The sequence below is a fragment of the Paenibacillus polymyxa genome (genome assembly GCF_001719045.1).
GTDB classification, from domain to species: Bacteria; Bacillota; Bacilli; order Paenibacillales; family Paenibacillaceae; genus Paenibacillus; species Paenibacillus polymyxa_B.
Map to the genome: position 1 here is coordinate 5,188,970 of NZ_CP015423.1, position 24,534 is coordinate 5,213,503.

Genomic DNA, 24,534 nt, shown 5'->3' on the forward strand with positions numbered 1-24,534 from the left:
TCTCCAGATTCAAATTCTCCGCTCCGCTGGTAACCACCGTAAAGTCACTTCTTTTAATATTTGGCGGGTAGTATAAGGGGAGATGGCCTCGCGCTTGCTGCTTCGGCGGTGCGTGGGGCTTTTTTGCATGCGCTATCCCTTTAAATTGATTTTGAGGTGTTTCAAAGGAGTTTGATTTGGTGAATAAACGAAGTATGGTCTTTTTTGGCATGTCATTTTGCGGAATTTTAAAATCCTTAAGCAAAGGCGGGAGATAGTATGGAGTATTCATACTTAGGAAAGTCAGGCTTGAAGGTTAGCCGGTTATGTCTGGGCACGATGAATTTCGGACCGGAAACCGAAGAAAAGGATGCGTTTAAAATTATGGATGCCGCACTGGATGCAGGCATTAACTTTTTTGATACAGCTAATGTATATGGCCATGATCGTAAAGGTTGGACAGAGGAAATTATCGGACGTTGGTTCCAGCAGGGCGGCGGAAGACGCGAAAAAGTCGTGTTGGCAACGAAGGTATACGGAGATATGAAAAATGAACATGACGGACCCAATGCAGGATCAGGCTTGTCTGCTTACAAAATTCGCCGTCATTTGGACGCGTCGCTGAAACGTCTTCAAACCGACCATGTAGAGCTATATCAAATGCATCACATTGACCGTAATGTGTCATGGGATGAACTATGGGGCGTATTCGAGTCCGTGGTGGATCGCGGACAGGTTGATTATATCGGTTCTAGTAATTTTGCAGGCTGGCATATTGCGGTGGCGCAGGCCGAAGCGAAGGCACGACGTTTTCTGGGGCTTGTATCCGAACAGCATTTGTACAATCTGAACGAACGTTCCGCTGAGCTTGAAGTATTACCGGCAGCTCAGGAGCTGGGTCTGGGTGTGATTCCATGGAGCCCGCTGGCGGGCGGACTGCTGGGACGGAATGCGTTAGCAGGTACTGGTTCTCGCAGCGCACGCGCCAAAGAAAAGGTGGAGCAGAATCGTGCGAAGCTGGAGCAATTTGCAGCATTGTCCCGCGAACTGGGTGAAAAAGAAGACGTGATTGCACTGGCTTGGGTACTGTCCCATCCGGCCGTAACGGCTCCAATTATCGGACCACGGACCTTAGAACAGTTAGAGGATGCTCTACGGGTACCTGAGGTCAAATTGAGCGAAGATGTGCTTGCCAAGCTGAATGAGATTTTCCCCGGTCCGGGAAAACCTGCGCCAGAAGCCTACGCTTGGTAATCATACTTCGTACTCGTCATAAAGCATCAATCTTTGTGAGAAATAATCGGCAAAAAGCAGCAGATCGGGAATAGTCTCCTTGATCTGCTGTTTTTGTACTAGTGTCCCATCCTAAATCGTGGTTGGTAAAACGGCTATAGTCAAGGGCTTATATTAAAGCTAATCGGAAAAGCTAACAACTATTCGCTAATCTTTCGTACGATCCGTACATACTCCCGGGGGAGAAAGGGAATGCTTATTAGAACAGGTTCAGCAAAATTGGCGGATCGGAATTTGTAACTTTCATTTGCTGATAACTTTTGGTTGCTCTTCACTGCTTTTTCATGGATATTATATTCAAGTCTCCAACCCACGACAAGCAACAGGATAAAGAGACTGGTGCAGATCATCACTTTGCGCATCAACATGTTAACCACTCCTTTGTATGAAGATTCTCCATTTATACTAGGTGCTATACGCAAAAGGATTTACCTTTACAATCTCCCCGGTAAACTATATAATTAAAACTAATTGTATATTGGTTTACCCGGAGGAGCCTGCCAACAGCGGGCTCTTTTTGTGTTTTTTTCGTAAATTGGAAACAGGAGGAAGAGAAAATGATGGCGGAGATGAACAATGAGAGCATTATGGTGTGTGTCCATTATGGTCCGCACGGACAGCGGTTAATTCAAAGAGGCAGCGAGTTGTCCCGGTTTCTCGGGGCTCCTTTATATGTGCTTACAGTGGATGAAACCACAGATCATGAATACAACCAAAACAAGGAACAATACCTCTCGGGATGGGAAGAGCAGACTAAAAATGCTGGAGGAGCGTTTCTGATTCGTAAATGCAATGGGAAAAAGACAGCTGAGGTGATTGTGGAGACAGCCCGGGAAAAAAAGGTTACTCAAATCATCATCGGCCAGTCCAGTCAAACGCTATGGCAAGAGATTACCCGTGGTAATTTTGTCAACGATTTGATTGAACAACTGGGTCCTATTGATCTTCATATTGTGGCTGTACAGCGTTATCCCGAGCTTTTAGAGCACTCACATGAGAAGGGATTTTCCGCTTATTTGGTGAAGCAGGATGGAAGTTATGTACTGAGTGAAGAGCCTGGTGGAGAAGATACGATAAAAGGGATATTTTTCCGTGAGCTGGATACTGATTTCAACAGCGGTCTATTCAAAATCGTTAGAAATGGCGAAGCCCAGTATTTGAGAATTCTACAAAGTGAATGGATAAAGCCGCATTCCTAGAAGTTCATATACAAAAAAATAAGTTTATATAGGGGGAGTGCTCGACTGTGTTGCATGCTGCAATTTTGATTCCATTTCTGCTGGCTGTTCTAATCCCGTTGACCAAGGGCATTTCGCGCTTTCATACAGGTTGGACAGTCTTGCCCCTACCCACAGCTCTTTTCCTGTATTTCCTGACAAGGATATCTGACATTCAGGCTGGAAATGATACGATGTCAACTATACCTTGGATGCCATCGCTTGGGATTAATATTACGTTGTATCTGGATGGACTCAGCCTGCTGTTTGCTCTGCTGATTACGGGAATGGGAGCGCTGGTGATCTTGTATTCCATTTATTATCTTAATAAGCGGACGGAAGCGATTCGCCATTTCTACATCTATTTGCTCATGTTTATGGGAGCAATGCTTGGTGTCGTTTTGTCCGACAATTTGATGGTTCTATATGGATTCTGGGAGTTAACCAGTATTACTTCATTCCTGTTGATTGCCTTTTGGCACCGACGGGAAAGATCCCGTTATGGAGCGCTGAAGTCGATGCTAATCACGCTCTTTGGCGGGCTGGCGATGTTCGCGGGGTTCAATCTGCTCTACGTAATGAGTGGAACGTACAGCATTCGGGAGATTATAGCCCAAGTCGGCTTATTGACCGAGTCCCCGTTGTTTATTCCGGCGATGCTGCTGATTCTACTGGGGGCATTCACTAAGTCCGCACAATTTCCTTTTCACATCTGGCTGCCCGATGCCATGGAGGCACCGACACCTGTCAGTGCTTATCTGCATTCAGCTACAATGGTTAAGGCGGGGTTATACCTTGTGGCGCGTCTTAGCCCCGTATTCGCTGGTCAGTCCGAATGGTTCTGGTTGGTCTCACTTTCCGGTCTGGTCACGCTTTTTTATGGATCGTTTAAAGCGATTAAACAAACAGATCTTAAAGCTCTGCTTGCCTATTCCACCATTAGTCAGCTCGGTCTGATTATGTGTTTGCTCGGGCTGGGATCGGCTTCTGCCTTTTTTTCTGGTACAGAGGAGTCGTTATTCTATACGACGGCTACTGCGGCGGCCATCTTTCATCTGATCAACCATGCCGTCTTTAAAGGCTCTCTATTTATGGTGGTTGGTATTGTCGACCACGAGGTGAACACTCGGGATCTGCGCAAGCTCGGCGGTTTAATGTCCTTAATGCCAGTCACCTTTTCTGTGGCGTTGATGGGGGCTTTCTCCATGGCAGGGTTACCACCATTCAGCGGTTTTCTGAGTAAAGAAATGTTCTTTACCGCTGTGTTGAATATTCGGGAGTTGGATGCTCTGAATACACAGTCGTGGATGATTCTAATTCCGGTGATTGCATGGATTGCCAGTGTATTCACTTTTGTTTATAGTATGATTCTGGTATTTAAAACTTTTACTGGTAATCTCCAGCCGGAGAAGCTCGATAAAATACCGCATGAAGCGCCGCTGGGTCTGTTGATTTCCCCAGTCCTGCTGGTTTCACTCGCTGTGGTATTCGGCTTATTTCCTGATCTCTTGTCTTATTCTCTGATTGAGCCGGCTATGGGCTCGATCTATAACGAGCTATTGTCGCCAGTGGAAACCTTTGATGTCTCCATACATTTCTGGCATGGTTGGACACCTGAGATATTCATGACACTGGGTGTTATCGCTGCCGGGACACTTCTCTATAGAAGATACAGCCGACTGCGGATTCTGGATCGGGAATGGAACGGTAGCAATTTTCTTAATCTCATGTATGATGGATCTCTTCAAGTGCTGGAACGTGGATCGAACCGCTTCACAAATCTCTATATGACGGGATCAAACAGACACTATTTGCTTTATATATTTGGCTTTTTCGTCATTGCCTTGGGAAGTGTGATGCTTGGGACGCAAGGGATATCGCTGGGTATGATCCACTATGCTCCGTTAACCTTTTATGAGGCTGTCATTGTTGTTGTAATGCTTCTAGCAGCGTTTGCCGTACCCTTTGCTAAGTCGCGGGTCAACGCGATTTTGTTCACCGGTGCAGTCGGGTACATGGTGACCCTGCTGTTTGTTATCTTCCGTGCACCGGATCTTGCGTTAACACAAATGATCGTGGAGACAGTATCCGTCATTCTGTTCCTTCTGTGCTTTAAGTATCTTCCAAAGTTAAAGAAGGAGAAGGAGCGTCCGAGCGTTAGATTGCCGAATTTGATTATCGCTGTGGGTGTAGGAATTACGATAACACTCATTGCGCTGGCAGCCATGGGCAGCAGTCCATTCGCTCCCATTTCGGAGTTTTTCCTTAAAGAAAGCTATTCCTTGGCCGGAGGGAAAAACGTAGTCAATGTCATTCTCGTTGACTTCCGGGGATTCGATACTTTGTTCGAAATTATGGTTCTCGCTATTGCATCCCTCGGCATTTATGCCTTGATTAACTTGAAAATGGAGCCCGGCATTTCACCCGCCAACAAAAATAAGAAGGGAGGAAGAATTGCCTTTCCGTCCCAGAGTAATGATGTGATCCTGCGAACCCTGTCCAAGGTTATCATAATTGTGATTCTCACCTTCTCAATGTATTTGTTCTTTGCCGGACACAATAATCCGGGAGGTGGCTTCATCGGAGCGCTGATGACTTCAGCTGCGCTTATTTTGATGGCGATCTCCTTCGGAATGGACACGGTTCGTAAAGTCCTTCCGGTGAATTACCGCATGATCACGGCGGTGGGGCTGCTCATTGCAATTCTGACTGCGGCTGGCTCGTTTGTTTTCGGAGCCCCTTTTCTCAGCCATGCCTTTGGCCACTTTGATCTGCCTATTATGGGGGATACCGAGCTGGCTACAGCAGTCCTCTTTGATCTGGGGGTATACCTGGCTGTAGTAGGTGTGACCATGAGTATTATTTTTACCATAGGGGGGGATGAGTGAAATGGAACTGATTATGGCTGTAGCAGTCGGTATTTTATTTACAATTGGAGTGTACCTGATTCTATCTAAGGGTCTTTTGCGTATTGTTTTGGGTACTTCCTTGTTAACACATGGCGTCCATCTGCTGCTACTGACGATGGCCGGACTAAAGACAGGAGCTGCTCCAGTATTAGGAGGTAAAACGGAAACTTATGTGGACCCTTTACCGCAGGCGTTAATTCTGACCTCTATCGTTATCAGTTTTGGAGTCACTGCCTTTTTCTTCGTGCTTGCTTACCGCTCATACCAGACGTTGGGCACCGATGAAATCGACAGTGTCAAGGGGGAAGAACAATGAGCAATCTCTTGGCACTACCGATTTTAATTCCCTTATGTACCGCCGTTATATTGATTTTTCTGAAGGAGAAGATTCTGCTTCAGCGGTTCATTAGTACAGTTAGCGCCATTTTGAATATTATGATTGCTCTTGTGCTGATTTACCGCGTTCATAGCGAGGGTATACAAACTTTGCAAATGGGAGGATGGGTGCCGCCGTATGGCATTGTGTTCGTGGGGGACATGTTTGCGGCTCTACTTGTGCTGACCGCTTCAGTGGTAAGCTTGGGTATTCTTCTCTACTCCTTCCGCAATATTGGGGCAGAACGGGAACGTTTTTATTACTATACCTTTTTTCACTTCCTGCTTGTAGGTGTCTATGGATCATTTCTTACAGGAGATATGTTCAATTTGTTCGTTTTCTTTGAGGTTATGTTGATTTCCTCCTATGCCTTGATTTCTCTGGGGGGAACGAAGCTCCAACTTCGGGAAACGTCCAAATATTTGCTCATTAACATTGTGTCTTCCACACTTTTTGTGGCGGCAGTTGCTTATCTATATGCGGCTGTAGGCACCCTGAATATGGCTCATTTGTCTCAGCGGGTTGCTGAAGCGGGGCAGGGCGGCGTACTCAATGTGATCGCTGTTCTATTCCTGATTGTGTTCGCATTGAAAGCGGGTTTATTCCTCTTTTTCTGGCTGCCGGGTTCTTACAGTGCGCCGCCGTCTGCTATAAGGGCCTTGTTCGGTGCGTTACTGACAAAAGTGGGACTGTATGCAATCATTCGGACCTTTACTCTTATTTTTGTGAATGATCCCGGACTCACGCATACGTGGATCGCCTGGCTGGCGGCGGCTACGATGATTCTGGGAGGACTGGGAGCGGTAGCTTATAACGATATTCCTCGTATCTTTAATTACAACGTCATTATCAGTGTAGGTTTTGTGGCCTTCGGTCTGGCTGCAGCGACACCAGATGCATTGAATGGGGCGGTTTTCTATTTGCTGCACGATATGTTGGCGAAAGGATTAATGTTTATTCTTGGGGGCATCATTATCACTGCAGCGGGAACGGACCAATTAAAAGATATGGGGGGCCTCATCAAACGCTATCCCTTAATCGGCTGGATGTTCTTTATACTGGCCCTTGCACTTGTAGGTATTCCACCGCTTAGCGGGTTTGCCGGTAAAGTGTTGATCACTCGGGGCGGACTGGATGCCGGAATGTTGACATTATCCTTGATTGGGCTAGGCTCGAGCTTCCTTGTGCTGTATTCGCTGATCAAAGTATTCAAGCTTGCATTTTGGGGGAATGAACCCGAAGGCGACCTGCCGAAGATAAGGCTAAAAAGTGTGAATGCTGTGGCGGCCGGTTTGCTCGTCCTGGTTATATTGATGGGCATCGGGGCGGATTGGGTCTATTCCTATGTTGCACAAGCCGGTGATGTGCTGGCTCATCCCGCGCTATACATCGAAGCTGTAATAAAGGAGTAGATGAAGATGGTCTTTCAAATATTATTAAATCTGATGATTGCGTTGCTGTGGATGCTACTTAACAACGACTGGTCAGGGTCGCGGTTCACCATGGGCATTCTGCTAGGGATAGCCATATTGCTTGTTTTGCGTAAATTCCGTCCAGAACCTTTCTACCTGAAGCGCATATGGGCCATCCTGAAGCTGCTACTTCTATTTATGCGGGAGCTGATCGTTTCCAGCTTTGCGGTTATCCATCATATTCTCCGCCCGAAGCTGACCATCCGCCCAGGCATTTTTGTCTATGAGACCGCCCTAAAGTCAGATTGGGAGATCACTATTTTATCGTGCCTCATTTGTCTAACACCAGGAACGCTCACTCTGGAAGTATCCGAAGAAGGTCAAATGCTGTATATTCATGCCATGGACATACAGGACGCGACACTGCTTTCTGAGCAAATTAGAGGGACATTTGAAAAAGCGATCATGGAGGTGACACAGTGATAGTTTCGGCACTTTTGGCTGCATCACAGGCTATTCTCTCCTTAGCCATATTAGGTTGCTTGTACCGTTTGATTAAAGGACCGACCCGTCCAGATAGGGTAGCCGCACTGGACACGATAGGTATAAATCTGCTAGCTATGATTGCTGTGATCTGCATGCAGCTGAGGACACAGGATTTTATTGAGATTGTTCTTGTTATAGGAATCCTGACGTTTATAGGAACAACGGCGTTGGCGAGATATATAGAAAGAGACGCCGTCATAGATACTGGGGGGGATGAACTTGATCGGTGAGTTGCTTATTGCGATCCTTGTTTTATTCGGCGCTCTGTTCTGTGGATTGAGCGCGTTTGGATTGATTCGGCTGCCAGATGTTTATTTACGTTCTCACGCCGCAACCAAAAGTGCAACGCTTGGCGTGCTTTGCGTATTAACAGGAGCCTTCCTTTATTTTTTGTTTTATGTAGACGTGGTCAGCATCAAATTACTGCTTGCCATTGTGTTTGTCTTTATCACTTCTCCCGTAGCCGGACATCTAAATGGAAGGGCTGCCTACCGTTCGGGAGTCCCTTTATGGGGGAACAGTGTTCAGGATGATCTGGCACCGATATTGGAACAAAATACATCTTCAAAACAACCAAAATGAAAGCAACCCATAGTGCGGGATTTGCGTCATATCCGTCTGGATTGATAATAAATGTGGAGGGATCATGTGCACAATACTATTTCAGTCCAGCCGTATTACAAAGCGGAAAGGATCGTAACTCCGTTAAAACAGGAAACAGTCATTCATCGCCGAGTTTTACACTTGTATACAACTAAAATTGTATCAGCGTACCGGGAGTTTTCTCTCAATGAGGTATATGATATATCGTTTAAAAGTATCGGGCAGGGTCATGGTGTTCTTTAATTGCATACGAAACAAGGCGTATTTCCTTATACTGTAGAATCAGATCCTAAAGACTTTATAAGCGAATTCAAAAAAAATGTAGAAAAGTAAGATTGTTCGATTCAAGAAATTTGAAAAGACCGCATCTATTTTGCGGTCTTTTTTAATGCCTGAAGTTACATAAAGCTTTTAGCATCTGTAACATAACTGTGTAGAATCATGCCGAAGATGACGATGAACATACAGATCCATGATAAAGGAGATGGAATTAGAATAGACAGAAAGATTAATTCTCCCATTAATGCAAAAAGCACTTCCAGAGATTGTGTCGCTTCTACCGTCACCAGCTTTTGCATATTTCCACGAACCTGATTTGTAGCTTTAAAAAATAAAACCGTAGCGACCACCCCTGAAAACACAGCTACCAAAGCAGACTGAATCGTCTGATCCTTACTTGGCATTCCCGCGCTGAAAACTCCATATAACGAAAGCAATAACCAGAAGGGCAAACTGGCTAAAGTCATCCCGAGCACACGCTGATAGGCATCTAACCGCCCCGCACAGACTTCCATCATTTTGCGATTACCTAATGGATATATTATTCATTTCAAGAGTTTCTTCACAGTTGACAAGGCAAAAGGGATGCTGTATATTACTGAAAGTTAATGTTAATAGTAATTATTACGATTTAAAAGAATGAAAAGTTAATATTCAAGGGAGCGTACCAGCGATGAATAAGAAACCAATACCGGTAACCGTGTTGAGCGGATATTTGGGTGCAGGAAAAACAACGATTTTGAATCATGTATTAAACAATCGGGACGGAATGAAAGTGGCAGTCATCGTCAATGACATGAGTGAAGTGAATATAGATGCTGAGCTGGTTAAAAAAGAGGGCGGCTTGTCCAGAACAGAAGAAAAACTGGTCCAGTTGTCTAATGGTTGTATTTGCTGCACATTGCGTGAAGATTTATTACTGGAGGTCAAGAAGCTGACGGAACAAGGCGAGTTTGATTATATTTTAATCGAATCTACAGGCATCAGTGAGCCCGTGCCAATCGCTCAAACCTTTACGTACGCCGATGAAGAAACTGGCATTGATTTGGCTTCGCTGGCAAAACTGGATTGCATGGTGACCGTAGTTGATGCGAACCGTTTCTGGCATGATTTTGAATCAGGAGAAACGCTACTGGATCGTAGGCAGGCTACTGGTGAAGACGACATGCGTGATATCTCGGACTTGCTGATTGACCAGATTGAAACCTGTGATGTATTGATTCTGAATAAGTGCGATCTGGTTCAGCCTGTGGAGCTAGACAAGCTGGAGGGTGTGCTGCGGAGATTACAGCCTGAAGCCCGAATCATTCGAACTTCTAAGGGAAAGGTCGCTCCTTCGGACATTTTGAATACAGGGCTGTTCAATTTTGACAAGGCTAGTCAATCCGCTGGATGGATTCGGGAGCTAGAGCTTGAAAGCCATGCACCGGAAACAGACGAATATGGGATCAATTCCTTTGTATATCGCCGTAGAAGGCCATTTCATCCTGCGAGATTGGCTGAATTTATGAGCTACTGGCCGCAGGAGGTCGTTCGCGCCAAAGGTTTGGCCTGGATTGCAACCCTGCAGGATTGGGCAGCGAGTATTAGCCAGGCAGGACCATCTATTCAATTTGGCCCTGCGGGAAGCTGGCTTGCTGCGTTATCTGAAGAAGAACGGCAGGAGATCGTGGCAGCCGATCCTGAGGCTCTGGACCATTGGGATGAACAATGGGGCGACCGCATGAACGAAATCGTCATGATAGGTATCGGAATGAATCGACCGGACTTGGAAGAAGAGCTAGATGAATGCCTACTGAACGATAACGAAATGGATATGGACTGGTCCAGTTTTGAGAATCCGCTTCCTTGGCCGACATGATGAAGCTAGTTGATCCATTCAGTAATAAAGTCCATACATTTTTTAGCGGCTGGAGAAACATTTTTTAAGGAAGCGGTAGCGATACCGATAGTACGGGAATGCCTTTCGTCCAAAGGTCGAATAGAGATGTCGTAAGGAATGTGAGACAGGATCATTTCAGGAAGAATGCTCACGCCTAGGCCATTCTGCACCATAGCCATAATCGCATGGTCATCTTCTAATTCATATTTGATTTTAGGTGACATATTATGCTGTGAAAAAATATTTCTTACATCCGTGTCACAGCCTGCAACAGGCATAATGAAAGGCTCATCTCTGAGCTGTTCTACTCGAATTGAGGCTTGCTTTCCAAGAATATGATCGGAAGGAAGTAGACAAAGCATGCTTTCTTCTTTTAATGGCAATGCCTCTAATGCGTCTAACGTGGGTAGGTTCACAAAGCCGAAATCAGCTTCCCCACTGACTATCCAGCTCTCAATTTCATGGTAGTTCCCATCGAGCAGTTTTATCTCAATAAGAGGAAACTGCTCATTGAATTTTTTTAGAATACGGGGCAGCCAATGAATAGAGACGCTTGAAAATGTGCCGATCTTTACGGTTCCGATTTCCAATCCTTTAATTAAAGCTACCTCTTGGTAGAGCTTTTCGTCCATTTGTACAATCTCTCTAAATCGCTTCATTAATCTTTCCCCGTTATTGGTCAATCGGATGCCTGAACGACCTCGGATCAGAAGAGTCAGCCCTAGTTCATGTTCCAATCCAGAGATCGCATGGCTGATTGCTGATTGTGTAAGATTTAAAACTTCCCCGGCCTTTGTGAAACCTCCCATTTCAACTACGCAAAGAAAAATCTTATATTTAAACAAATTCGTGTTCACTCCTATTTTTTATGAAATATATTCATGTATCATATCAGATATATTCATTTTTTTATTTAATATTTATGATTATAATCAAATTAAAGAAAGATTATTTAATTTTGTTTTAGGAGGCTCATATGAATTCAATTGCTAAAACTCCTCGTCCGCCCTATTATGCGGCTATCTTTACTTCTGAACGTACGCAAGGAGATGGCGGATACGGAGTGATGGGAGACAAAATGGTGGAACTGGCTGCCCAACAGCCAGGTTTTCTAGGTGTGGAAAGTGTTCGTGACCACAATGGAGTAGGCATTACAGTTTCCTATTGGGAGTCTCTGGACGCTATAAAAAATTGGAAACATAACGAGCTGCACAAGGTAGCGCAGGAAAAAGGGAAATCCGAGTGGTATAAAAATTTTGGTTTAAGAGTGAGCAAGGTAGAACGAGATTATTTTTTTACAGTGTAAATAGGTTCAATATCCAAGTTAGTGCTTAGCATGAAGCCGAATCTGGAAATAAAGGTTTTCCATTATTCATTAAAAGGACAAGCCAAAGAAGTCCCATATAGGGACTTCTTTGGCTTCTCTGTCAGAAAGAAATTATCATCAATTTTGGAAACCGTAAACGGTTCTATTCATATTCAGTTCATAAACGTGGGTTATCCTCTCTATAGAAACCGTATAGGGAGGATATGAATGTGGATTATACAGACAGAAAAGAGACCTTGGCCATTGAAGCAAGGGGACTCGTTAAAGTTTTTGGTGATAAGCATGCAGTTGACGGTGTCGATTTGAATGTACGTGCTGGCACGATCTACGGGGTACTCGGTCCTAATGGAGCAGGCAAAACGACTACCATCCGAATGCTGTCAACGTTATTACAACCTGATAAGGGATCGGCCCGTATCTTCGGGCACGATGCAGTAAAGGAACCGCAGGTGGTGCGTCAATTGATCGGGGTGACAGGCCAGTACGCATCGGTCGATGAGTCGCTTAGCGCTACCGAGAACCTGATCATCTTCTCCAGACTGCTTGGGCTGGGACGTGCCGAGGCGCGTCATAAGGCAGCGGAGCTGCTGGAGGAATTTGGATTGGCCGAAGCGGCCAAACGACCGCTAAAGCATTTCTCTGGAGGTATGCGCCGCCGGCTGGATTTGGCTGCAAGTCTCATTGCCAAGCCGCCGCTAATCTTCCTGGATGAGCCGACTACCGGACTAGACCCGCGCACGCGTGTCCAGATGTGGGACACGATCCGGCGTCTGGTCAAGACCGGTTCCACCGTACTGCTCACAACCCAGTACCTCGATGAGGCGGATCAACTTGCTGACCGAATCGCAGTGATCGATCATGGTCGGGTAGTCGCTGAGGGTACGGTGGATGAACTGAAAGCGGCAGTAGGGGCGTCGACTCTGCAACTCAAAGTGCAAAATCAACAGGATATTGAGAGAGCTGTTCAGATCGTTGAACAGGTGCTTTCAGTCAAGTTCAGCGTGTCAGTGGAAGCTGGAAAGATTATTTCTCCGATGGCCAATGCAGATCGGGTAACGGACCTGCTGTTTGCCCTCCGTGCTGGAGAGATTCGCTTAGCAGAGATGAGTGTGCAAAAGCCGACGCTTGACGAGGTGTTTTTGTCCATCACTGGTCATGGAGCACAAGTAAACAAGCAGCAGACGTCCCAAGGAGCGCATGCTGTGGAGGGGGCGAGAGCATGAAGAGTACTACTGTTATGACAGGTTCTGATCGCACATTGAAGAAGTCTGTGAGTTTCAGGCAGGCGTTCTCCAATTCCATGACGATGGCCTACCGGGGCATTCTAAAGATCCGGCATACTCCCGAACAATTGTTTGATGTCACGCTCCAGCCGATCATTTTCACCCTTATGTTTACCTATATCTTTGGCGGCGCCATCTCAGGAGACGTGCAGCATTATTTGCCGGTTATTATTCCAGGCATCCTCGTGCAGACTGTGATCTCGACCTCCGTCGTTACCGGCGTCCAACTACGTGAGGATATGGACAAAGGAGTGTTCGACAGGTTCAAGTCACTCCCAATCGCACGTATTGCGCCTTTGGCTGGAGCTCTGCTGGCTGACAGTATCCGGTATACTATTGCAACTGTACTTACCTTCGCCATGGGGTATATTTTGGGGTATCAGCCAGGGGGAGGACTGCTGAGTGTAGCTATCGCCGCGTTTCTGGTCATTGTGTGTTCCTGGGCGGTCAGCTGGATTTTTGCCTTCTTTGGCGTGATTGCCCGCACTGCTTCTAGTGTACAGGGCATCTCCATGATTGTTCTGTTTCCGCTCACTTTTGTTTCCAACGCATTTGTGCCTGTCGGCACAATGCCTGGTTGGCTGCAGTGGTTTGTGAACGCCAACCCGATTTCACATCTTGTGAACGCAGTCAGAGAGCTTGCGAATACGGGAACGATTGGCGGGGAACTGGCGATCTCCCTACTTGGCGCTACAGTCATTGTGGCGATCTTCGCGCCGCTTACGGTGCGTGCTTATATGCGTAAAGCATAAGATGGCAGTCTTCTTGACGAGGACGAGAGATTTAAGGCAGAGTTAGTTAGGGGGGATTGGAATGACGCGTGTATTGGTCGTTGATGATGATCCGCATATTCGTGAACTGGTCGGACACTTTTTGAGAATGGAAGGTCTGGAGGTAGTCGAGGCGGTGGATGGTTTGGACGCGATGCGCATTTTTGATGAAATCAAGGTCGATTTGCTTGTTCTTGATATCATGATGCCGGGAATGGACGGTTGGGAGCTGTGCCGTAAGCTGCGAGAGCAAACCGACCTGCCGCTGCTTATGCTTACAGCCAAAGGAGAGACGTCACAGATCGTGAAAGGCTTCGCGCTCGGAACGGATGACTATCTTGTCAAGCCATTCGACCCCATGGTGCTTGTCGCACGCGTGAAGGCTTTATTAAAACGTTATCGTATCATGGCTTCAAAATCAGTAACTGTCGGAGATCTTGTCCTGCGTAGCGATACATTTGAGTGTCGGGCTGGAGAGAAGGAGATTACCCTGCCGCTCAAAGAATTTGAGCTGCTCTTCAAGCTGGCCAGCTATCCTGGCAAAACCTTTACCCGCGACCAGCTGATCGAACAGATCTGGGGTTATGATTATGAGGGAGACGAAAGAACGGTTGATGTCCATATCAAACGCCTTCGGGAACGGTTTCCGGAGGCAAGCCACTCCTTCCGGATCAGTACGATCCGGGGATTGGGTTATCGGCTGGAGCTACGGCAATGAAGAGGGAACCGGGGTTACTCCATATTCTTGCGAGAGTCCTGCTGGTAGTATTGGTGCTATATCTTAGCTGGGCTGCCGCGTACTTTATTATGGAGGCGATCTATTCGCACATGTCATGGGCTCCCCATGGTTTGTTCGTCTTTCTTATGAATACGACGCTAGGCTTTTTCTTCTTCGGTATTATCAGTATGACGGTAAGGCGTTTCTTCCAGCCTAGAGAACAGCACGCTTTTACCGAAATGATCGATGCTTTAAAACGTATTTCGCAAGGAGACTTTCACATTAACCTGGATTGGGACCTCGGCGGGCGGAACGGAAAACATCGGAGGCCGCATCCTTATGTACAGTTGGTGGACAGCATCAATGATATGGCTGCAAATTTAAAGGCTATGGAAAAGCTGCGGGAGGAGTTTATTTCGAACGTATCCCATGAAATCGGCTCACCGCTGACCTCGATAATCGGATTCGCCAAAGCGCTCAAGGACGAAAATCTGGATCGTGAGCAACGAGATCGGTATTTGACGATCATCGAGACGGAGTGTATTCGTCTATCCAAACTAAGCGATAATCTCATGAAGTTGGCGATTCTGGATTCGGAGCGGCATCCGTTTCGTCCATCCCTTTATCGGCTGGACAAGCAGCTAATTTCGCTTATTCTTGCCTGCGAACCGCAATGGGAAGCTAAAAAAATCGAGATGACTGTTGAGGTGGATATAGTTGAGGTCAACGCAGACGAGGATCTGATGGGCCAGGTTTGGGTGAATCTTCTTCATAATGCCATTAAATTTACACCGCAGGGTGGAAGCATATCTGTTTCTCTTTCAAGTAACGGTGATCAGGCGGTTATCTGTATTGCGGATACGGGACAGGGTATCAACGAACAGGATCAGCAACGCATTTTTGAACGATTTTATAAAGCAGACCAGTCACGGACCCGAACTGCAGGAGGCAGCGGCTTGGGACTGTCCATTGCTTATAAAATAACAGAGATGCATACTGGCTCTATCTCTGTATCCAGCAAGGTGGGAGAAGGAACGGTATTTACAGTTATGCTGCCGCTGCGCCAGAAAGTAATGAAAGGCAGCAACAGTGAAATGTACACCGGCACAGTAAGTTAAAAAGGAGCGTCTTCAAAGCCATAAGTGGCTGAAGGACGCTCCTTTTTAGTTCCCATGCTTCTACTTTTATGGCATATGCGTATGTGCTCAGGACTTAGATGTATTTACCGGCTGCATCTCCTGTATAGCCTCTTTCAAGCTTTGTGAGCATTGCTCATATAGCTGTTTTCTTTGTTGCTCACTGGAACCAGATGCGAGTTTTTGCAACTCCGTTGTGCATTGTTCCAGCAAAGTCAGCACGGCTTGATTCGAATCCTGCACCTTGCTTAGCTGTACATTATCACTATATTGGTCAATGTACAGTTCCCCTTGTGGGTCCACCTGTGCGAAAAACACATCTTTGACCGTTAGGCTCTTTTCCTTTAGCTTGGCATCCAGCCATTGTTGCGTAATTCCCATGTATGCCATTTGCTGCTCCATAACTTGTCCATCCATAATAATGGCTGTTGGTTCCTTCTCCGGCAGCTGCAGCATATTGAGATCTTTAAGCGTCACGGCCTGCTTGTCTTTGGTCAGCAGCACGTTGATCGCACCACTGGTCTCCATAATGGCAAATTCTACGTCTGCTACCTTGAATGCATTTTTGCTCCGCAACTGTTCCATGAGTTCATCCAGGGTAAGCCGTTCCTTTTTCATATTATCCTCTAAAATTTTGCCGTCTTTGATCAGGATTGTCGTCTTTCCATCTGTTATATCTCTGATTTTCTTGCTTTTAATTTGCAAAAATTCAATGCCAAGTGTTGTCAGTACCCATACTGACAAGGCTATGAGGCCTAGGTACCAGGTGGATTCACGCTCCATAGGAATGGTAGCAGCCAGGTTACCTATCGTGATTCCTGTTATATATTCGAACAAGGAAAGCTGGGATACCTGACGTTTTCCAAGAATTTTGGTGATTAAAAATAATATAGCGACAGCCATTAATGTGCGTATAGCAACCTCGGCCCAATCCTGCATTTGCTCAACCTCATTTCATTTCGCCACAAGGGCGGCGCTACTATTCCAAGGATATCCGCGTCAAGGCACATTTAAACTCCAATTCCCCTAAATTTTAATAACCAAGCTGCCAATAAGCGATGAAATACGATATAAAATTAAAATTTTCTATCGATGAATTATCATTCTCTATTGAACAAACGATTGACGGAAAGGAGGGGGGAGGATACATTATAAATATAATTCTTATTTAATTCATCGGGATTATAAACATTAAGCTCACGGAGGTATGTATATGTCGTCCAAACCTAAAGTTGTATTGTGGAGCAAAACCGGCTGTCATTTTTGTGGAGAGATCAAATCGTACCTGGAATCCCAAAATCAGCCGTATGAAAATATCCAAGTGGACGGAAATGATGCGCTGCGTGACGTGCTGGAGACCAAATATGGTATTCGTTATGTCCCTGTCGTCGAGGTAGGCGGCGATAACAAATATGAAGCACTGCTCAACCCAAATCTGGAAGAGTTGGGTAAAGTGCTGGAAAGTTACAATCAAGTGGTATAAGCCGACGGGAAATCATTATTTTCAAGAGAGGTGGAAGAGTTATGGCTAAGAATAGACAAATTAAATTTGGTGCGATTATTCACGGTGTTGGGGGAAGCATGACGACTTGGCGTCACCCTGAAGTACCTGCGGATGCGAGTGTTAACTTTGAATTTTATAAAACGCAGGCGCAAAAGGCAGAGGAAGGGAAGTTTGACCTCGTATTTATCGCAGATGGCCTGTTCATTAACGAAAAATCCATTCCCCACTTTCTGAACCGTTTTGAACCAATTACGATTTTGTCCGCTTTGGCTGGGGTGACGAAGCATATCGGACTGGTCGGCACACTGTCGACTTCCTATAGCGAACCGTTCACGGTAGCACGCCAGTTTTCTTCCATTGATCATATAAGCGGAGGTCGTGCAGGCTGGAATGTGGTGACTTCCCCGCTGGAAGGCTCTGCCCTTAACTTTAGTAAAGGCGAGCACCCGTCGCATCCGCAGCGCTATAAAATTGCAGAGGAATATTTACAGGTTACCAAAGGACTGTGGGACTCGTGGGAAGAGGATGCGTTCGTTCGTGATAAGGAAGCCGGCGTATTCTTTGATCCTGAAAAGCTGCATACATTGAATCATAAAGGCGAGTTTTTCTCTGTGCAGGGTCCGCTGAACATTGGACGATCCAAGCAGGGACAGCCGGTTATTTTCCAGGCAGGTTCCTCGGAGGATGGCAAAAACCTGGCCGCCAAGGAAGCGGATGCTGTATTTACAGGACATGAAACGTTAGAGGAAGCGCAGCAGTTTTATCGTGATGTGAAAGAACGTGCGGTACGTTATGGTAGATCCGAAGAGGATATTGTCATTTTGCCGGGCATTTCGCCGATTATTGGCAGCACGACGGAGGAAGCAGAACGTAAGTATGAAGAGATCACGAATCTGGTGACGATTGAGGCTGCGTTAAAATATTTGGGACGTTTCTTCGATCATCATGATTTCTCACAATATCCGCTGGATGAGCCATTCCCTGAGCTTGATGGTATTGGCAGCAATGCGTTCCGCAGCGGTACAGATAAAATTAAACGAGTAGCCAAGGAACAAAATTTGACCTTACGCGAGGTTGCATTGCGTTCAGCTACACCGAGAACCTCTTTTATCGGAACCGCTGAGCAAGTAGCGGATCGAGTGCAGGAGTGGTTCGAAAGAAAAGGGGCAGACGGATTCATTATTGGTTCTGATGTGCCATCGGGTCTGCATGACTTCGTCAATCTGGTTGTGCCTATTTTGCAGGAACGCGGTATTTACCGTCAGGATTATGAATTTAGCACACTACGTGAAAACCTGGGCGTGCCTATTCCTGAGAACCGCTATACAGCAGCCAGATCCAAAGTGAAGGTTGACGCATAACAGAAGGAGGGAAAAATATGTCCAAGGTTGTCATCCTATCAGGCAGTCCGTCTACACAATCCCGTTTATACGGCTTGATTAACTATACAACGGAGCAGTTGCAGCAGGCTGGAGCGGAGGTCACATTACTGAATGTGGTCGACTTGCCAGCGGAGGATCTGGTCACAGCTAACTTTAACAGCCCCGACGTCACAGCATCACTTGCATTGATTGCAGCAGCGGATGCCGTTATTGTGGCTTCTCCAGTCTATAAGGCGTCCTATTCAGGGCTATTGAAAATATTCCTGGATTTGGTTCCGCAGGAGGGGCTAAGAGGGAAACCAGTCTTGCCTTTATTTATCGGAGGTACACTGGCTCACCTGCTGGTCATTGACTATGCCTTGAAGCCGGTTATTAATGCACTGGGCGGAAGACATATTCTTGGCGGGGTGTATGCAGTGGATCAGTGGGTCGAACGTCTGCCAGATGGAGCATACGGGTTGTCGGAAGAATTGGTTGCACGGTTGGAACGTTCTGTTAAAGAACTAAATGAGCTATTAAAATTATAAATATTTTCAATATTTCCATTGACAGGTCGTTCAGTGAGTTTTATGATAAAAAAACCAAGTTAACTTATTGGATAAATGTATATAAAACTTACTGGGGGACTTGCGTATGAATATCGAGAATATGGAAGCCTTTGTATACGTGAATCATTATGGGAGCTTTAATAAGGCTGCAGAAGCCTTGTTCTTGTCCCAGCCCTCTGTTACAGCCCGGATTCAGACGCTAGAGCGCGAGCTAGAATGCAAGTTGTTCGACCGCCAAAGCAAGCAAACGGTTCTGACGGAGGATGGACGAAAGTTTCTTCCTTATGCGGAGCAGATGCTTCAGGTGCTGCAAAAAGGGAAACAAAAGCTCCAACAGCGTAAGAAAGCCCCTCAGCAAATTCGAATTGGTTGCACGATATCGGTGTCGAACTACATCATTCCTGAAATATTAAAGCAGCTTCGTGCCCGTTATCCAGAGGTTAACTACAAAATTGTGACGGCTACGACGGATCAACTGGTACATAAACTGTTGAACCGTGAGGTAGACATTAGTTTTGTGCGTAAAGTGATGTATCCGGCTATCCGTACGCTTGCTTTTTATGAAGATCCGATTTCCCTGTATGTATACGACGGCCATCCGTTTATGAAGACAGGAAAGGCCAGTATACAGGATATTCAACGTGAAACACTGGTGTTTTTTGAATGCGGATCATTAGATTGGATGAGAATTCATCGCGCTTTTGAATCACTGGAGCAGCCACCGGACATTGCTTTTCAGGTAGACAATGTGGTCACGGCCAAAAAGCTGGTATTGGAAGCAGCGGGTATTGCCTTTTTGCCGGATGTCTGTGTGAACCGTGAAGTAAAAGATCAGAAACTGTTCCGTGTCCATGTTCCAGAGGTAGCTGGGGTGTCGATGCAGATTAGTATAATAGCGACCAAAGAAGACTGTGCAGTGACCTCGGATTTTGCAGATGCACTGACAGAAGGTTTCCGGGGTGCTGTTTTGTTATAGAAAAGTTCTATGGCTTAATGGATTGACGTATAGGTTTCCAGGTGTTAAATTAATCACATCCTAAAACCGATTAAACTTATAGGAATTATTAATTATTGGATGTTGTAGCTACCATGTATGTCGCAAACTGCTGATATACAAAGAGATGAGGGGGATTCATATGAAAAAGTGGTTTGCAATATTGTCTGTTATGGCAATCATCCTGGTGTTGGCAGGCTGCGGTTCCTCGGATAACGCGTCTAGCGCGTCAGGTTCAAGCGGAGACGTGAAGAAAATTATCGTAGGCACAGGTACTCAATTCAAAAATGTATGCTTTATTGACGAAAACGGAAATTTAACAGGTTTTGATGTGGAGCTGATTAAGGAGCTGGACAAGCGCCTGCCTCAATACGAATTTGAATTCAAAACGATGGACTTTGGAAATTTACTGCTAAGTCTCGATGCCGGCAAGATTGATCTGGTATCGCATCAAATGGAAAAAAACCCGGAGCGCGAGGCCAAGTATCTGTTCAACAAAAATCCGTATAGCATTTTTCTGAACAGAGTCGCTGTAGCGAAGGATAACAATACCATTCATTCAATTGATGATTTGAAAGGGAAAAAGGTACTCACCAGCCCAACCAGTAATGCGGCGTATGTGCTGAAAGAGTATAACAAAACCCACGGAGATGCCCTGAATATCGTTTATACGAGTGGTGCAGCCAATGATACGGTACAGCAAATTACGAGCGGCCGTATAGATGCTACCGTTACGACAGACTTTGCGAACCGTTTTAACACCGATGAAAAAGGAGAAGTAGCTCTGAAAACCGTTGGTGATCCTTTGACTCAATCGGATGTACTGTATGTACTGAACAAAAATGAGCAAGGGTTGGCGGATGACCTCGACAAAGCCATTCAGGAAGTGAAGGACGACGGTACGCTGTCGAAGCTGAGCATTAAATGGCTTGGAGAGGATTTCACTAAGTCTCTGGAAGATGTGAAAAAAGAAGGTAGCAGCAGTAAGAAGTAAGGATAGACGTGGACATTTCAGCGGTCAGGGTACTCTATGTATTCTGGCCGCTGATGTATAGAAAGGAGGCAGGCATATGAGCAGAGAGTTCAATATTGACTATGTTTTTAGCTTTATCCCGAAAATGCTGTCTTACTTACACATCACCTTGTTTATTGTGGCAAGCTCGCTTGTATTGGGGCTTATCATTGGTCTGTTGGTTGCGCTGCCTCGCATGTATAACATTCCATTTCTCAAACGTGTTTCTCAGGTGTATGTTTCCTTTTTTCGCGGAACACCTATTCTAATCCAATTGTTTCTGGTGTATTACGGCCTGCCAGAGCTACTAAAGCTGGTGGATATCAATTCCTCCAGATGGGATGTGCTGTGGTTTGCCGTAGCAACCTACGCACTCAATAGTGGAGCCTTTATTTCCGAAATTATCAGGTCAGGAGTAGAGGCTGTAGATCGGGGACAAATCGAGGCTGCACAGTCCGTCGGCATGTCAGGCTATCAGACCTTTACACGTATCATTATGCCGCAAGCGCTGGCTGTCGTGGTTCCGGTATTTTCTAATCTGGTGATTGGCAATCTGAAGGATACTTCGCTGGCATTTACGATCGGAGCGATGGAGATGACAGGGAAATCACAGACATTAGGGTCGGCTACCCAACATTTTGTTGAAACCTATATCGCGTTATCCCTTATCTATCTGGTGATCAGTCTGATTTTACAAAAATTGTTCAAGGTGCTGGAAAATACGCTTCTCCGGCATGAGCATCGGGATGCAGTGCAGAAAGAACCCGAAAAACGAAAAAGCTTTGTGGTGCGTTACCTGAGAAGTCCCCGTCTTAGTAAAGGAGGTAAAGGCATATGAGTCTGGATTTTGGCTTTATATATACTGCCTTTTTAGGGTTGTTCTCCGCGTTGCCCAACACCTTAATTATTACGGTGGTTTCCGTACTGGCAGGGTTGGTCATCGGTATTATAACGGCGCTGGCGCGAATCTATAAGGTTCCTGTGTTGTCCCAGATTTCTCACGGTTACGTTACCTTTATCCGTGGCACACCGATGCTGATGCATTTGCTGCTTATTTATTTCAGTTTGCCTTTGTTGATTGATGCGGGAGCGAAGCATTTCGGCTGGCCGCTGCAATCCAAAGATGTTCCTTATATGGTATTTGCACTCATTTCGTTTTCCATTACCAGTGGCGCGTATATGTCTGAGGTCGTCCGTTCTGGAATTCAATCGGTCAACAAGGGACAAATCGAGGCGGCTTATGCCGTCGGTATGACGACGTGGCAAGTGCTAAGACGGATTGTATTTCCGCAGGCGTTCGTGGTGAGTTTGCCAAACCTGACGAATTCCGTTATTGGGATGCTTCATGGCTCTACCTTGGCCTTCACGGTTTCGGTCACAGAAATCCAGGCACAGGCTGAGATTCTGGCATCTACCAACTGGAAATATTTAGAGGTATATATTGCAGCTGCACTGCTGTTTTGGGGCTTGACGGTATTGATTGAACGAATATCCGGCTTGGTGGAGAAAAAAATCAATGTGTTTAATGGAGGTCGAGCATCATGATCCGTCTGCAAAATATTACGAAGTCGTTCGGCAAACATGAGGTGCTCAAAGGCATTGATTTGACCGTGAACAAAGGCGAGGTCGTCGTTATTTTAGGCCCGAGCGGTTCAGGTAAAACGACTCTGCTACGCTGCATTAATTATCTGGAAAAGCCGAATGATGGGGAAGTTAGCATTGGCGATTTTACAGTAAACTGCAAGCGACCTGCAAAGAGGGATGTTTTGGCTCTACGTCAAAAGACGGCTATGGTTTTCCAGCAATACAATTTGTTCAAGCATAAAACAGCACTGGAAAATGTCATGGAAGGACTTGTCGTTGTCCGCAAGGTCAAACAGGAGGAAGCGAAAAAAATCAGCATTGAAGTGCTGGAAAAGGTCGGTCTGGGTGAAAAGCTGAATCATTATCCAAGCCAGCTGTCTGGCGGGCAGCAGCAGCGTGTCGGCATAGCGCGTGCTTTGGCGCTGAACCCGGAAGTGATTTTGTTCGATGAGCCGACTTCGGCGCTGGACCCTGAATTGGTGGGTGAGGTGCTGTCGGTGATCCGCAAGATTGCAAAGGAAGGCATTACGATGATTGTCGTTACACATGAAATGGGCTTTGCGCGCGATGTTTCAAATCATGTGGTATTTATGGATGGCGGTCATATTATCGAGGAAGGCACACCGGACGACATTTTTAACCACCCCAAAGAGGAACGTACCAAACAATTTCTGAAACGGATTACACCGGAATATAACTATTCAATTTAGACGGGAGAGGGAGACATGAGTATTAAAATCGGAGTATTGGATCAAAGCCCTATACACGAGGGGGAAACGGCAGCGCAGGCCCTTCGTAATACGATTAAGCTAGCACAGCGTGTAGAGGAATTGGGATTTACGCGCTTCTGGGTATCAGAGCATCACGATTCCGAGCAGGTTGCGGGCTCTTCGCCAGAGGTACTCATTTCCCATTTGCTGGCACGCACTGAGCGTATTAAAGTCGGTTCTGGTGGAGTGATGCTTCAGCATTACAGCCCTTATAAAGTAGCTGAAAACTTTAATGTGCTGTCCTCTCTTGCACCGGGTCGCGTAGATTTGGGAATCGGACGCGCACCGGGCGGGTTGCCGAAATCCACACAGGCGTTACAACGAAACGTTCATGATGCGCCTTCTCTCGAAGAAAAAATTGATGAAGTAAGTCGCTATATTCATAATATTCCGTCTGAAGAAGGACCGTTAGCCGGGTTACAGGCGAATCCGATTCCAGAAATACCAGCGGATATTTACGTTTTGGGTACAAGTACAGACAGTGCTGGAATTGCTGCGCGTTTGGGGTTGCCCTACGTTTTCTCGCAATTTATCAATAGTAATGAGCAGGTTGCATTGGAATCATTCCGTACGTATCGGGCGTCTTTCGATTATAGTTATGGACGTGAGCCGAAAGCTCTTTTTGCGCTTTCAGTCATTGTAGCGGACACTTCCGAGGAAGCTGCGGAGTTAGCAGGTGAACACAAGCTGTACAAAATTCATCTGGCCAGTGGCAAGACGGCTACGGTGGGCACGCTGGAAAGTGCAGAAGAGTTTGGCAAGCAATCGGGTGAAGAATATACAATTGAAGCTACACAAGCGCAAATTAACAAAGGGAATAAAGACGAAATCTATGCAGTGCTGACGGAAATTCAAGCGAAGTATCAGGCCGATGAGCTGATCGTTACGACAGGAATAAGAGATATACACAAGCGTGTGCGCTCGTTCGAGTTGTTGCATGAAGCTTTTGCCGGATTGCCTGTGCAGTCCTAGATGTTGTTGGTCTGAGAGAATTGTAACTATTTTGGGTT

Annotated in this window: 26 protein-coding genes and 1 pseudogene; 23 read left to right on the forward strand and 4 right to left on the reverse strand. The window is 46.0% G+C overall.

What is annotated here, in order from left to right; all coding sequences use genetic code 11:
* Positions 1-258 precede the first annotated feature (258 nt).
* Positions 259-1,233 carry an aldo/keto reductase gene (locus AOU00_RS23510; protein WP_023988341.1) on the forward strand — a complete coding sequence of 325 codons (975 nt, stop codon included), beginning with the start codon at positions 259-261 and terminating at the stop codon, positions 1,231-1,233.
* A 179-nt stretch (positions 1,234-1,412) separates the two neighbouring features.
* Here AOU00_RS23510 and AOU00_RS23515 read toward each other — a convergent pair whose 3' ends face one another.
* Positions 1,413-1,640 (reverse strand): hypothetical protein, encoded by a 228-nt coding sequence (locus AOU00_RS23515; protein WP_069291779.1) that lies wholly within the window; start codon positions 1,638-1,640, stop codon positions 1,413-1,415.
* A 189-nt stretch (positions 1,641-1,829) separates the two neighbouring features.
* Between AOU00_RS23515 and AOU00_RS23520 the strand changes: the two genes are divergently transcribed.
* From AOU00_RS23520 to mnhG, 7 genes are read left to right on the forward strand one after another with little or no spacing between them, the layout of a single operon-like run.
* On the forward strand, positions 1,830-2,471 hold the full coding sequence (locus AOU00_RS23520) for a universal stress protein (RefSeq protein WP_061830352.1): 642 nt from the start codon (positions 1,830-1,832) through the stop codon (positions 2,469-2,471).
* A 47-nt stretch (positions 2,472-2,518) separates the two neighbouring features.
* Positions 2,519-5,377 (forward strand): Na+/H+ antiporter subunit A, encoded by a 2,859-nt coding sequence (locus AOU00_RS23525; protein WP_069291780.1) that lies wholly within the window; start codon positions 2,519-2,521, stop codon positions 5,375-5,377.
* A gap of 1 nt (position 5,378) precedes the next feature.
* A complete protein-coding gene (locus tag AOU00_RS23530) occupies positions 5,379-5,714 on the forward strand; it encodes a Na(+)/H(+) antiporter subunit C (protein ID WP_069291781.1) in 336 nt (111 codons plus the stop codon).
* Positions 5,711-7,186 carry a Na+/H+ antiporter subunit D gene (locus AOU00_RS23535; RefSeq protein WP_061830355.1) on the forward strand — a complete coding sequence of 492 codons (1,476 nt, stop codon included), beginning with the start codon at positions 5,711-5,713 and terminating at the stop codon, positions 7,184-7,186. Before AOU00_RS23530 ends, AOU00_RS23535 begins: the two co-directional genes overlap by 4 nt.
* A 6-nt stretch (positions 7,187-7,192) precedes the next feature.
* Positions 7,193-7,669, forward strand: coding sequence for a Na+/H+ antiporter subunit E (locus AOU00_RS23540; protein ID WP_061830356.1), 477 nt, complete (start codon positions 7,193-7,195; stop codon positions 7,667-7,669).
* Positions 7,669-7,962 (forward strand): Na(+)/H(+) antiporter subunit F1, encoded by a 294-nt coding sequence (locus tag AOU00_RS23545; protein WP_061830377.1) that lies wholly within the window; start codon positions 7,669-7,671, stop codon positions 7,960-7,962. The genes AOU00_RS23540 and AOU00_RS23545 overlap by 1 nt, the downstream gene beginning before the upstream one ends.
* On the forward strand, positions 7,946-8,314 hold the full coding sequence (gene mnhG, locus AOU00_RS23550; protein WP_061830357.1) for a monovalent cation/H(+) antiporter subunit G: 369 nt from the start codon (positions 7,946-7,948) through the stop codon (positions 8,312-8,314). The genes AOU00_RS23545 and mnhG overlap by 17 nt, the downstream gene beginning before the upstream one ends.
* Before the next feature lie 419 nt (positions 8,315-8,733).
* On the opposite strand, the pseudogene AOU00_RS23555 reads toward mnhG, so the two are convergent.
* Positions 8,734-9,153: pseudogene (locus AOU00_RS23555) on the reverse strand (multidrug resistance efflux transporter family protein); the annotation flags it as partial.
* A gap of 134 nt (positions 9,154-9,287) precedes the next feature.
* Between AOU00_RS23555 and AOU00_RS23560 the strand changes: the two are divergent.
* The gene (locus tag AOU00_RS23560) at positions 9,288-10,475 is read left to right on the forward strand and encodes a GTP-binding protein (RefSeq protein ID WP_069291782.1); all 1,188 of its coding nucleotides are present in this window, start codon (positions 9,288-9,290) and stop codon (positions 10,473-10,475) included.
* Positions 10,476-10,480: 5 nt separating this feature from the next.
* On the opposite strand, the gene AOU00_RS23565 is transcribed toward AOU00_RS23560, so the two are convergent.
* Positions 10,481-11,341, reverse strand: a complete 861-nt coding sequence (locus AOU00_RS23565; protein ID WP_081330749.1) for a LysR family transcriptional regulator — start codon at positions 11,339-11,341, stop codon at positions 10,481-10,483.
* 131 nt (positions 11,342-11,472) lie between these two features.
* On the opposite strand from AOU00_RS23565, the gene AOU00_RS23570 reads away from it, so the two are divergent.
* From AOU00_RS23570 to AOU00_RS23590, 5 genes are all read left to right on the forward strand, one after another.
* Complete coding sequence (locus tag AOU00_RS23570) at positions 11,473-11,802, forward strand: antibiotic biosynthesis monooxygenase family protein (protein WP_069291783.1); 330 nt, start codon at positions 11,473-11,475, stop codon at positions 11,800-11,802.
* Between the two features lie 224 nt (positions 11,803-12,026).
* On the forward strand, positions 12,027-13,046 hold the full coding sequence (locus tag AOU00_RS23575) for an ATP-binding cassette domain-containing protein (RefSeq protein ID WP_069291784.1): 1,020 nt from the start codon (positions 12,027-12,029) through the stop codon (positions 13,044-13,046).
* A complete protein-coding gene (locus AOU00_RS23580) occupies positions 13,043-13,858 on the forward strand; it encodes an ABC transporter permease (protein WP_069291785.1) in 816 nt (271 codons plus the stop codon). The genes AOU00_RS23575 and AOU00_RS23580 overlap by 4 nt, the downstream gene beginning before the upstream one ends.
* A 61-nt stretch (positions 13,859-13,919) precedes the next feature.
* Positions 13,920-14,594, forward strand: a complete 675-nt coding sequence (locus AOU00_RS23585) for a response regulator transcription factor (RefSeq protein WP_069291786.1) — start codon at positions 13,920-13,922, stop codon at positions 14,592-14,594.
* A complete protein-coding gene (locus AOU00_RS23590; RefSeq protein WP_069291787.1) occupies positions 14,591-15,712 on the forward strand; it encodes a sensor histidine kinase in 1,122 nt (373 codons plus the stop codon). The genes AOU00_RS23585 and AOU00_RS23590 overlap by 4 nt, the downstream gene beginning before the upstream one ends.
* Positions 15,713-15,799: 87 nt before the next feature.
* Here the strand turns inward: AOU00_RS23590 and AOU00_RS23595 are convergent, their stop codons facing one another.
* Entirely contained in the window at positions 15,800-16,669 is an 870-nt protein-coding gene (locus AOU00_RS23595; RefSeq protein ID WP_069291788.1) for a DUF421 domain-containing protein, read from the reverse strand.
* 274 nt (positions 16,670-16,943) lie between these two features.
* On the opposite strand from AOU00_RS23595, the gene AOU00_RS23600 reads away from it, so the two are divergent.
* The 9 genes from AOU00_RS23600 to AOU00_RS23640 all read left to right on the forward strand — a co-directional run bounded on the left by AOU00_RS23600 (position 16,944) and on the right by AOU00_RS23640 (position 24,496).
* Positions 16,944-17,213, forward strand: a complete 270-nt coding sequence (locus tag AOU00_RS23600; protein WP_013310066.1) for a glutaredoxin family protein — start codon at positions 16,944-16,946, stop codon at positions 17,211-17,213.
* Positions 17,214-17,254: 41 nt separating this feature from the next.
* A complete protein-coding gene (locus AOU00_RS23605) occupies positions 17,255-18,595 on the forward strand; it encodes an LLM class flavin-dependent oxidoreductase (RefSeq protein WP_013310067.1) in 1,341 nt (446 codons plus the stop codon).
* Positions 18,596-18,612: 17 nt separating this feature from the next.
* A complete protein-coding gene (ssuE, locus tag AOU00_RS23610; RefSeq protein WP_029519116.1) occupies positions 18,613-19,143 on the forward strand; it encodes an NADPH-dependent FMN reductase in 531 nt (176 codons plus the stop codon).
* Between the two features lie 106 nt (positions 19,144-19,249).
* The gene (locus AOU00_RS23615; protein WP_069291789.1) at positions 19,250-20,140 is read left to right on the forward strand and encodes a LysR family transcriptional regulator; all 891 of its coding nucleotides are present in this window, start codon (positions 19,250-19,252) and stop codon (positions 20,138-20,140) included.
* Positions 20,141-20,300: 160 nt separating this feature from the next.
* On the forward strand, positions 20,301-21,152 hold the full coding sequence (locus AOU00_RS23620) for a transporter substrate-binding domain-containing protein (protein ID WP_028542376.1): 852 nt from the start codon (positions 20,301-20,303) through the stop codon (positions 21,150-21,152).
* Positions 21,153-21,228: 76 nt separating this feature from the next.
* Positions 21,229-22,008, forward strand: coding sequence for an amino acid ABC transporter permease (locus AOU00_RS23625; protein WP_023988355.1), 780 nt, complete (start codon positions 21,229-21,231; stop codon positions 22,006-22,008).
* Positions 22,005-22,715 carry an amino acid ABC transporter permease gene (locus tag AOU00_RS23630; RefSeq protein ID WP_061830372.1) on the forward strand — a complete coding sequence of 237 codons (711 nt, stop codon included), beginning with the start codon at positions 22,005-22,007 and terminating at the stop codon, positions 22,713-22,715. The genes AOU00_RS23625 and AOU00_RS23630 overlap by 4 nt, the downstream gene beginning before the upstream one ends.
* Positions 22,712-23,464 (forward strand): amino acid ABC transporter ATP-binding protein, encoded by a 753-nt coding sequence (locus AOU00_RS23635; protein ID WP_023988357.1) that lies wholly within the window; start codon positions 22,712-22,714, stop codon positions 23,462-23,464. Before AOU00_RS23630 ends, AOU00_RS23635 begins: the two co-directional genes overlap by 4 nt.
* 15 nt (positions 23,465-23,479) lie before the next feature.
* Positions 23,480-24,496, forward strand: coding sequence for an LLM class flavin-dependent oxidoreductase (locus AOU00_RS23640; protein ID WP_061830373.1), 1,017 nt, complete (start codon positions 23,480-23,482; stop codon positions 24,494-24,496).
* The last annotated feature ends 38 nt before the right edge of the window (positions 24,497-24,534 follow it).

What these genes read in the sequence shown, in the direction of transcription:
- AOU00_RS23605 (WP_013310067.1), top strand. Translation starts at nt 17,255, where the DNA reads ATGGCTAAGAATAGACAAATTAAATTTGGTGCGATTATTCACGGTGTT.
- AOU00_RS23510 (WP_023988341.1), top strand. Translation starts at nt 259, where the DNA reads ATGGAGTATTCATACTTAGGAAAGTCAGGCTTGAAGGTTAGCCGGTTA.
- AOU00_RS23560 (WP_069291782.1), top strand. Translation starts at nt 9,288, where the DNA reads ATGAATAAGAAACCAATACCGGTAACCGTGTTGAGCGGATATTTGGGT.
- AOU00_RS23630 (WP_061830372.1), top strand. Translation starts at nt 22,005, where the DNA reads ATGAGTCTGGATTTTGGCTTTATATATACTGCCTTTTTAGGGTTGTTC.
- AOU00_RS23520 (WP_061830352.1), top strand. Translation starts at nt 1,830, where the DNA reads ATGATGGCGGAGATGAACAATGAGAGCATTATGGTGTGTGTCCATTAT.
- ssuE (WP_029519116.1), top strand. Translation starts at nt 18,613, where the DNA reads ATGTCCAAGGTTGTCATCCTATCAGGCAGTCCGTCTACACAATCCCGT.
- AOU00_RS23530 (WP_069291781.1), top strand. Translation starts at nt 5,379, where the DNA reads ATGGAACTGATTATGGCTGTAGCAGTCGGTATTTTATTTACAATTGGA.
- AOU00_RS23590 (WP_069291787.1), top strand. Translation starts at nt 14,591, where the DNA reads ATGAAGAGGGAACCGGGGTTACTCCATATTCTTGCGAGAGTCCTGCTG.
- AOU00_RS23515 (WP_069291779.1), bottom strand. Translation starts at nt 1,640, where the DNA reads ATGTTGATGCGCAAAGTGATGATCTGCACCAGTCTCTTTATCCTGTTG.
- AOU00_RS23540 (WP_061830356.1), top strand. Translation starts at nt 7,193, where the DNA reads ATGGTCTTTCAAATATTATTAAATCTGATGATTGCGTTGCTGTGGATG.
- AOU00_RS23625 (WP_023988355.1), top strand. Translation starts at nt 21,229, where the DNA reads ATGAGCAGAGAGTTCAATATTGACTATGTTTTTAGCTTTATCCCGAAA.
- AOU00_RS23635 (WP_023988357.1), top strand. Translation starts at nt 22,712, where the DNA reads ATGATCCGTCTGCAAAATATTACGAAGTCGTTCGGCAAACATGAGGTG.
- AOU00_RS23640 (WP_061830373.1), top strand. Translation starts at nt 23,480, where the DNA reads ATGAGTATTAAAATCGGAGTATTGGATCAAAGCCCTATACACGAGGGG.
- AOU00_RS23620 (WP_028542376.1), top strand. Translation starts at nt 20,301, where the DNA reads ATGAAAAAGTGGTTTGCAATATTGTCTGTTATGGCAATCATCCTGGTG.
- AOU00_RS23580 (WP_069291785.1), top strand. Translation starts at nt 13,043, where the DNA reads ATGAAGAGTACTACTGTTATGACAGGTTCTGATCGCACATTGAAGAAG.
- AOU00_RS23595 (WP_069291788.1), bottom strand. Translation starts at nt 16,669, where the DNA reads ATGCAGGATTGGGCCGAGGTTGCTATACGCACATTAATGGCTGTCGCT.
- AOU00_RS23535 (WP_061830355.1), top strand. Translation starts at nt 5,711, where the DNA reads ATGAGCAATCTCTTGGCACTACCGATTTTAATTCCCTTATGTACCGCC.
- AOU00_RS23615 (WP_069291789.1), top strand. Translation starts at nt 19,250, where the DNA reads ATGAATATCGAGAATATGGAAGCCTTTGTATACGTGAATCATTATGGG.
- AOU00_RS23585 (WP_069291786.1), top strand. Translation starts at nt 13,920, where the DNA reads ATGACGCGTGTATTGGTCGTTGATGATGATCCGCATATTCGTGAACTG.
- mnhG (WP_061830357.1), top strand. Translation starts at nt 7,946, where the DNA reads ATGAACTTGATCGGTGAGTTGCTTATTGCGATCCTTGTTTTATTCGGC.
- AOU00_RS23570 (WP_069291783.1), top strand. Translation starts at nt 11,473, where the DNA reads ATGAATTCAATTGCTAAAACTCCTCGTCCGCCCTATTATGCGGCTATC.
- AOU00_RS23600 (WP_013310066.1), top strand. Translation starts at nt 16,944, where the DNA reads ATGTCGTCCAAACCTAAAGTTGTATTGTGGAGCAAAACCGGCTGTCAT.
- AOU00_RS23575 (WP_069291784.1), top strand. Translation starts at nt 12,027, where the DNA reads ATGAATGTGGATTATACAGACAGAAAAGAGACCTTGGCCATTGAAGCA.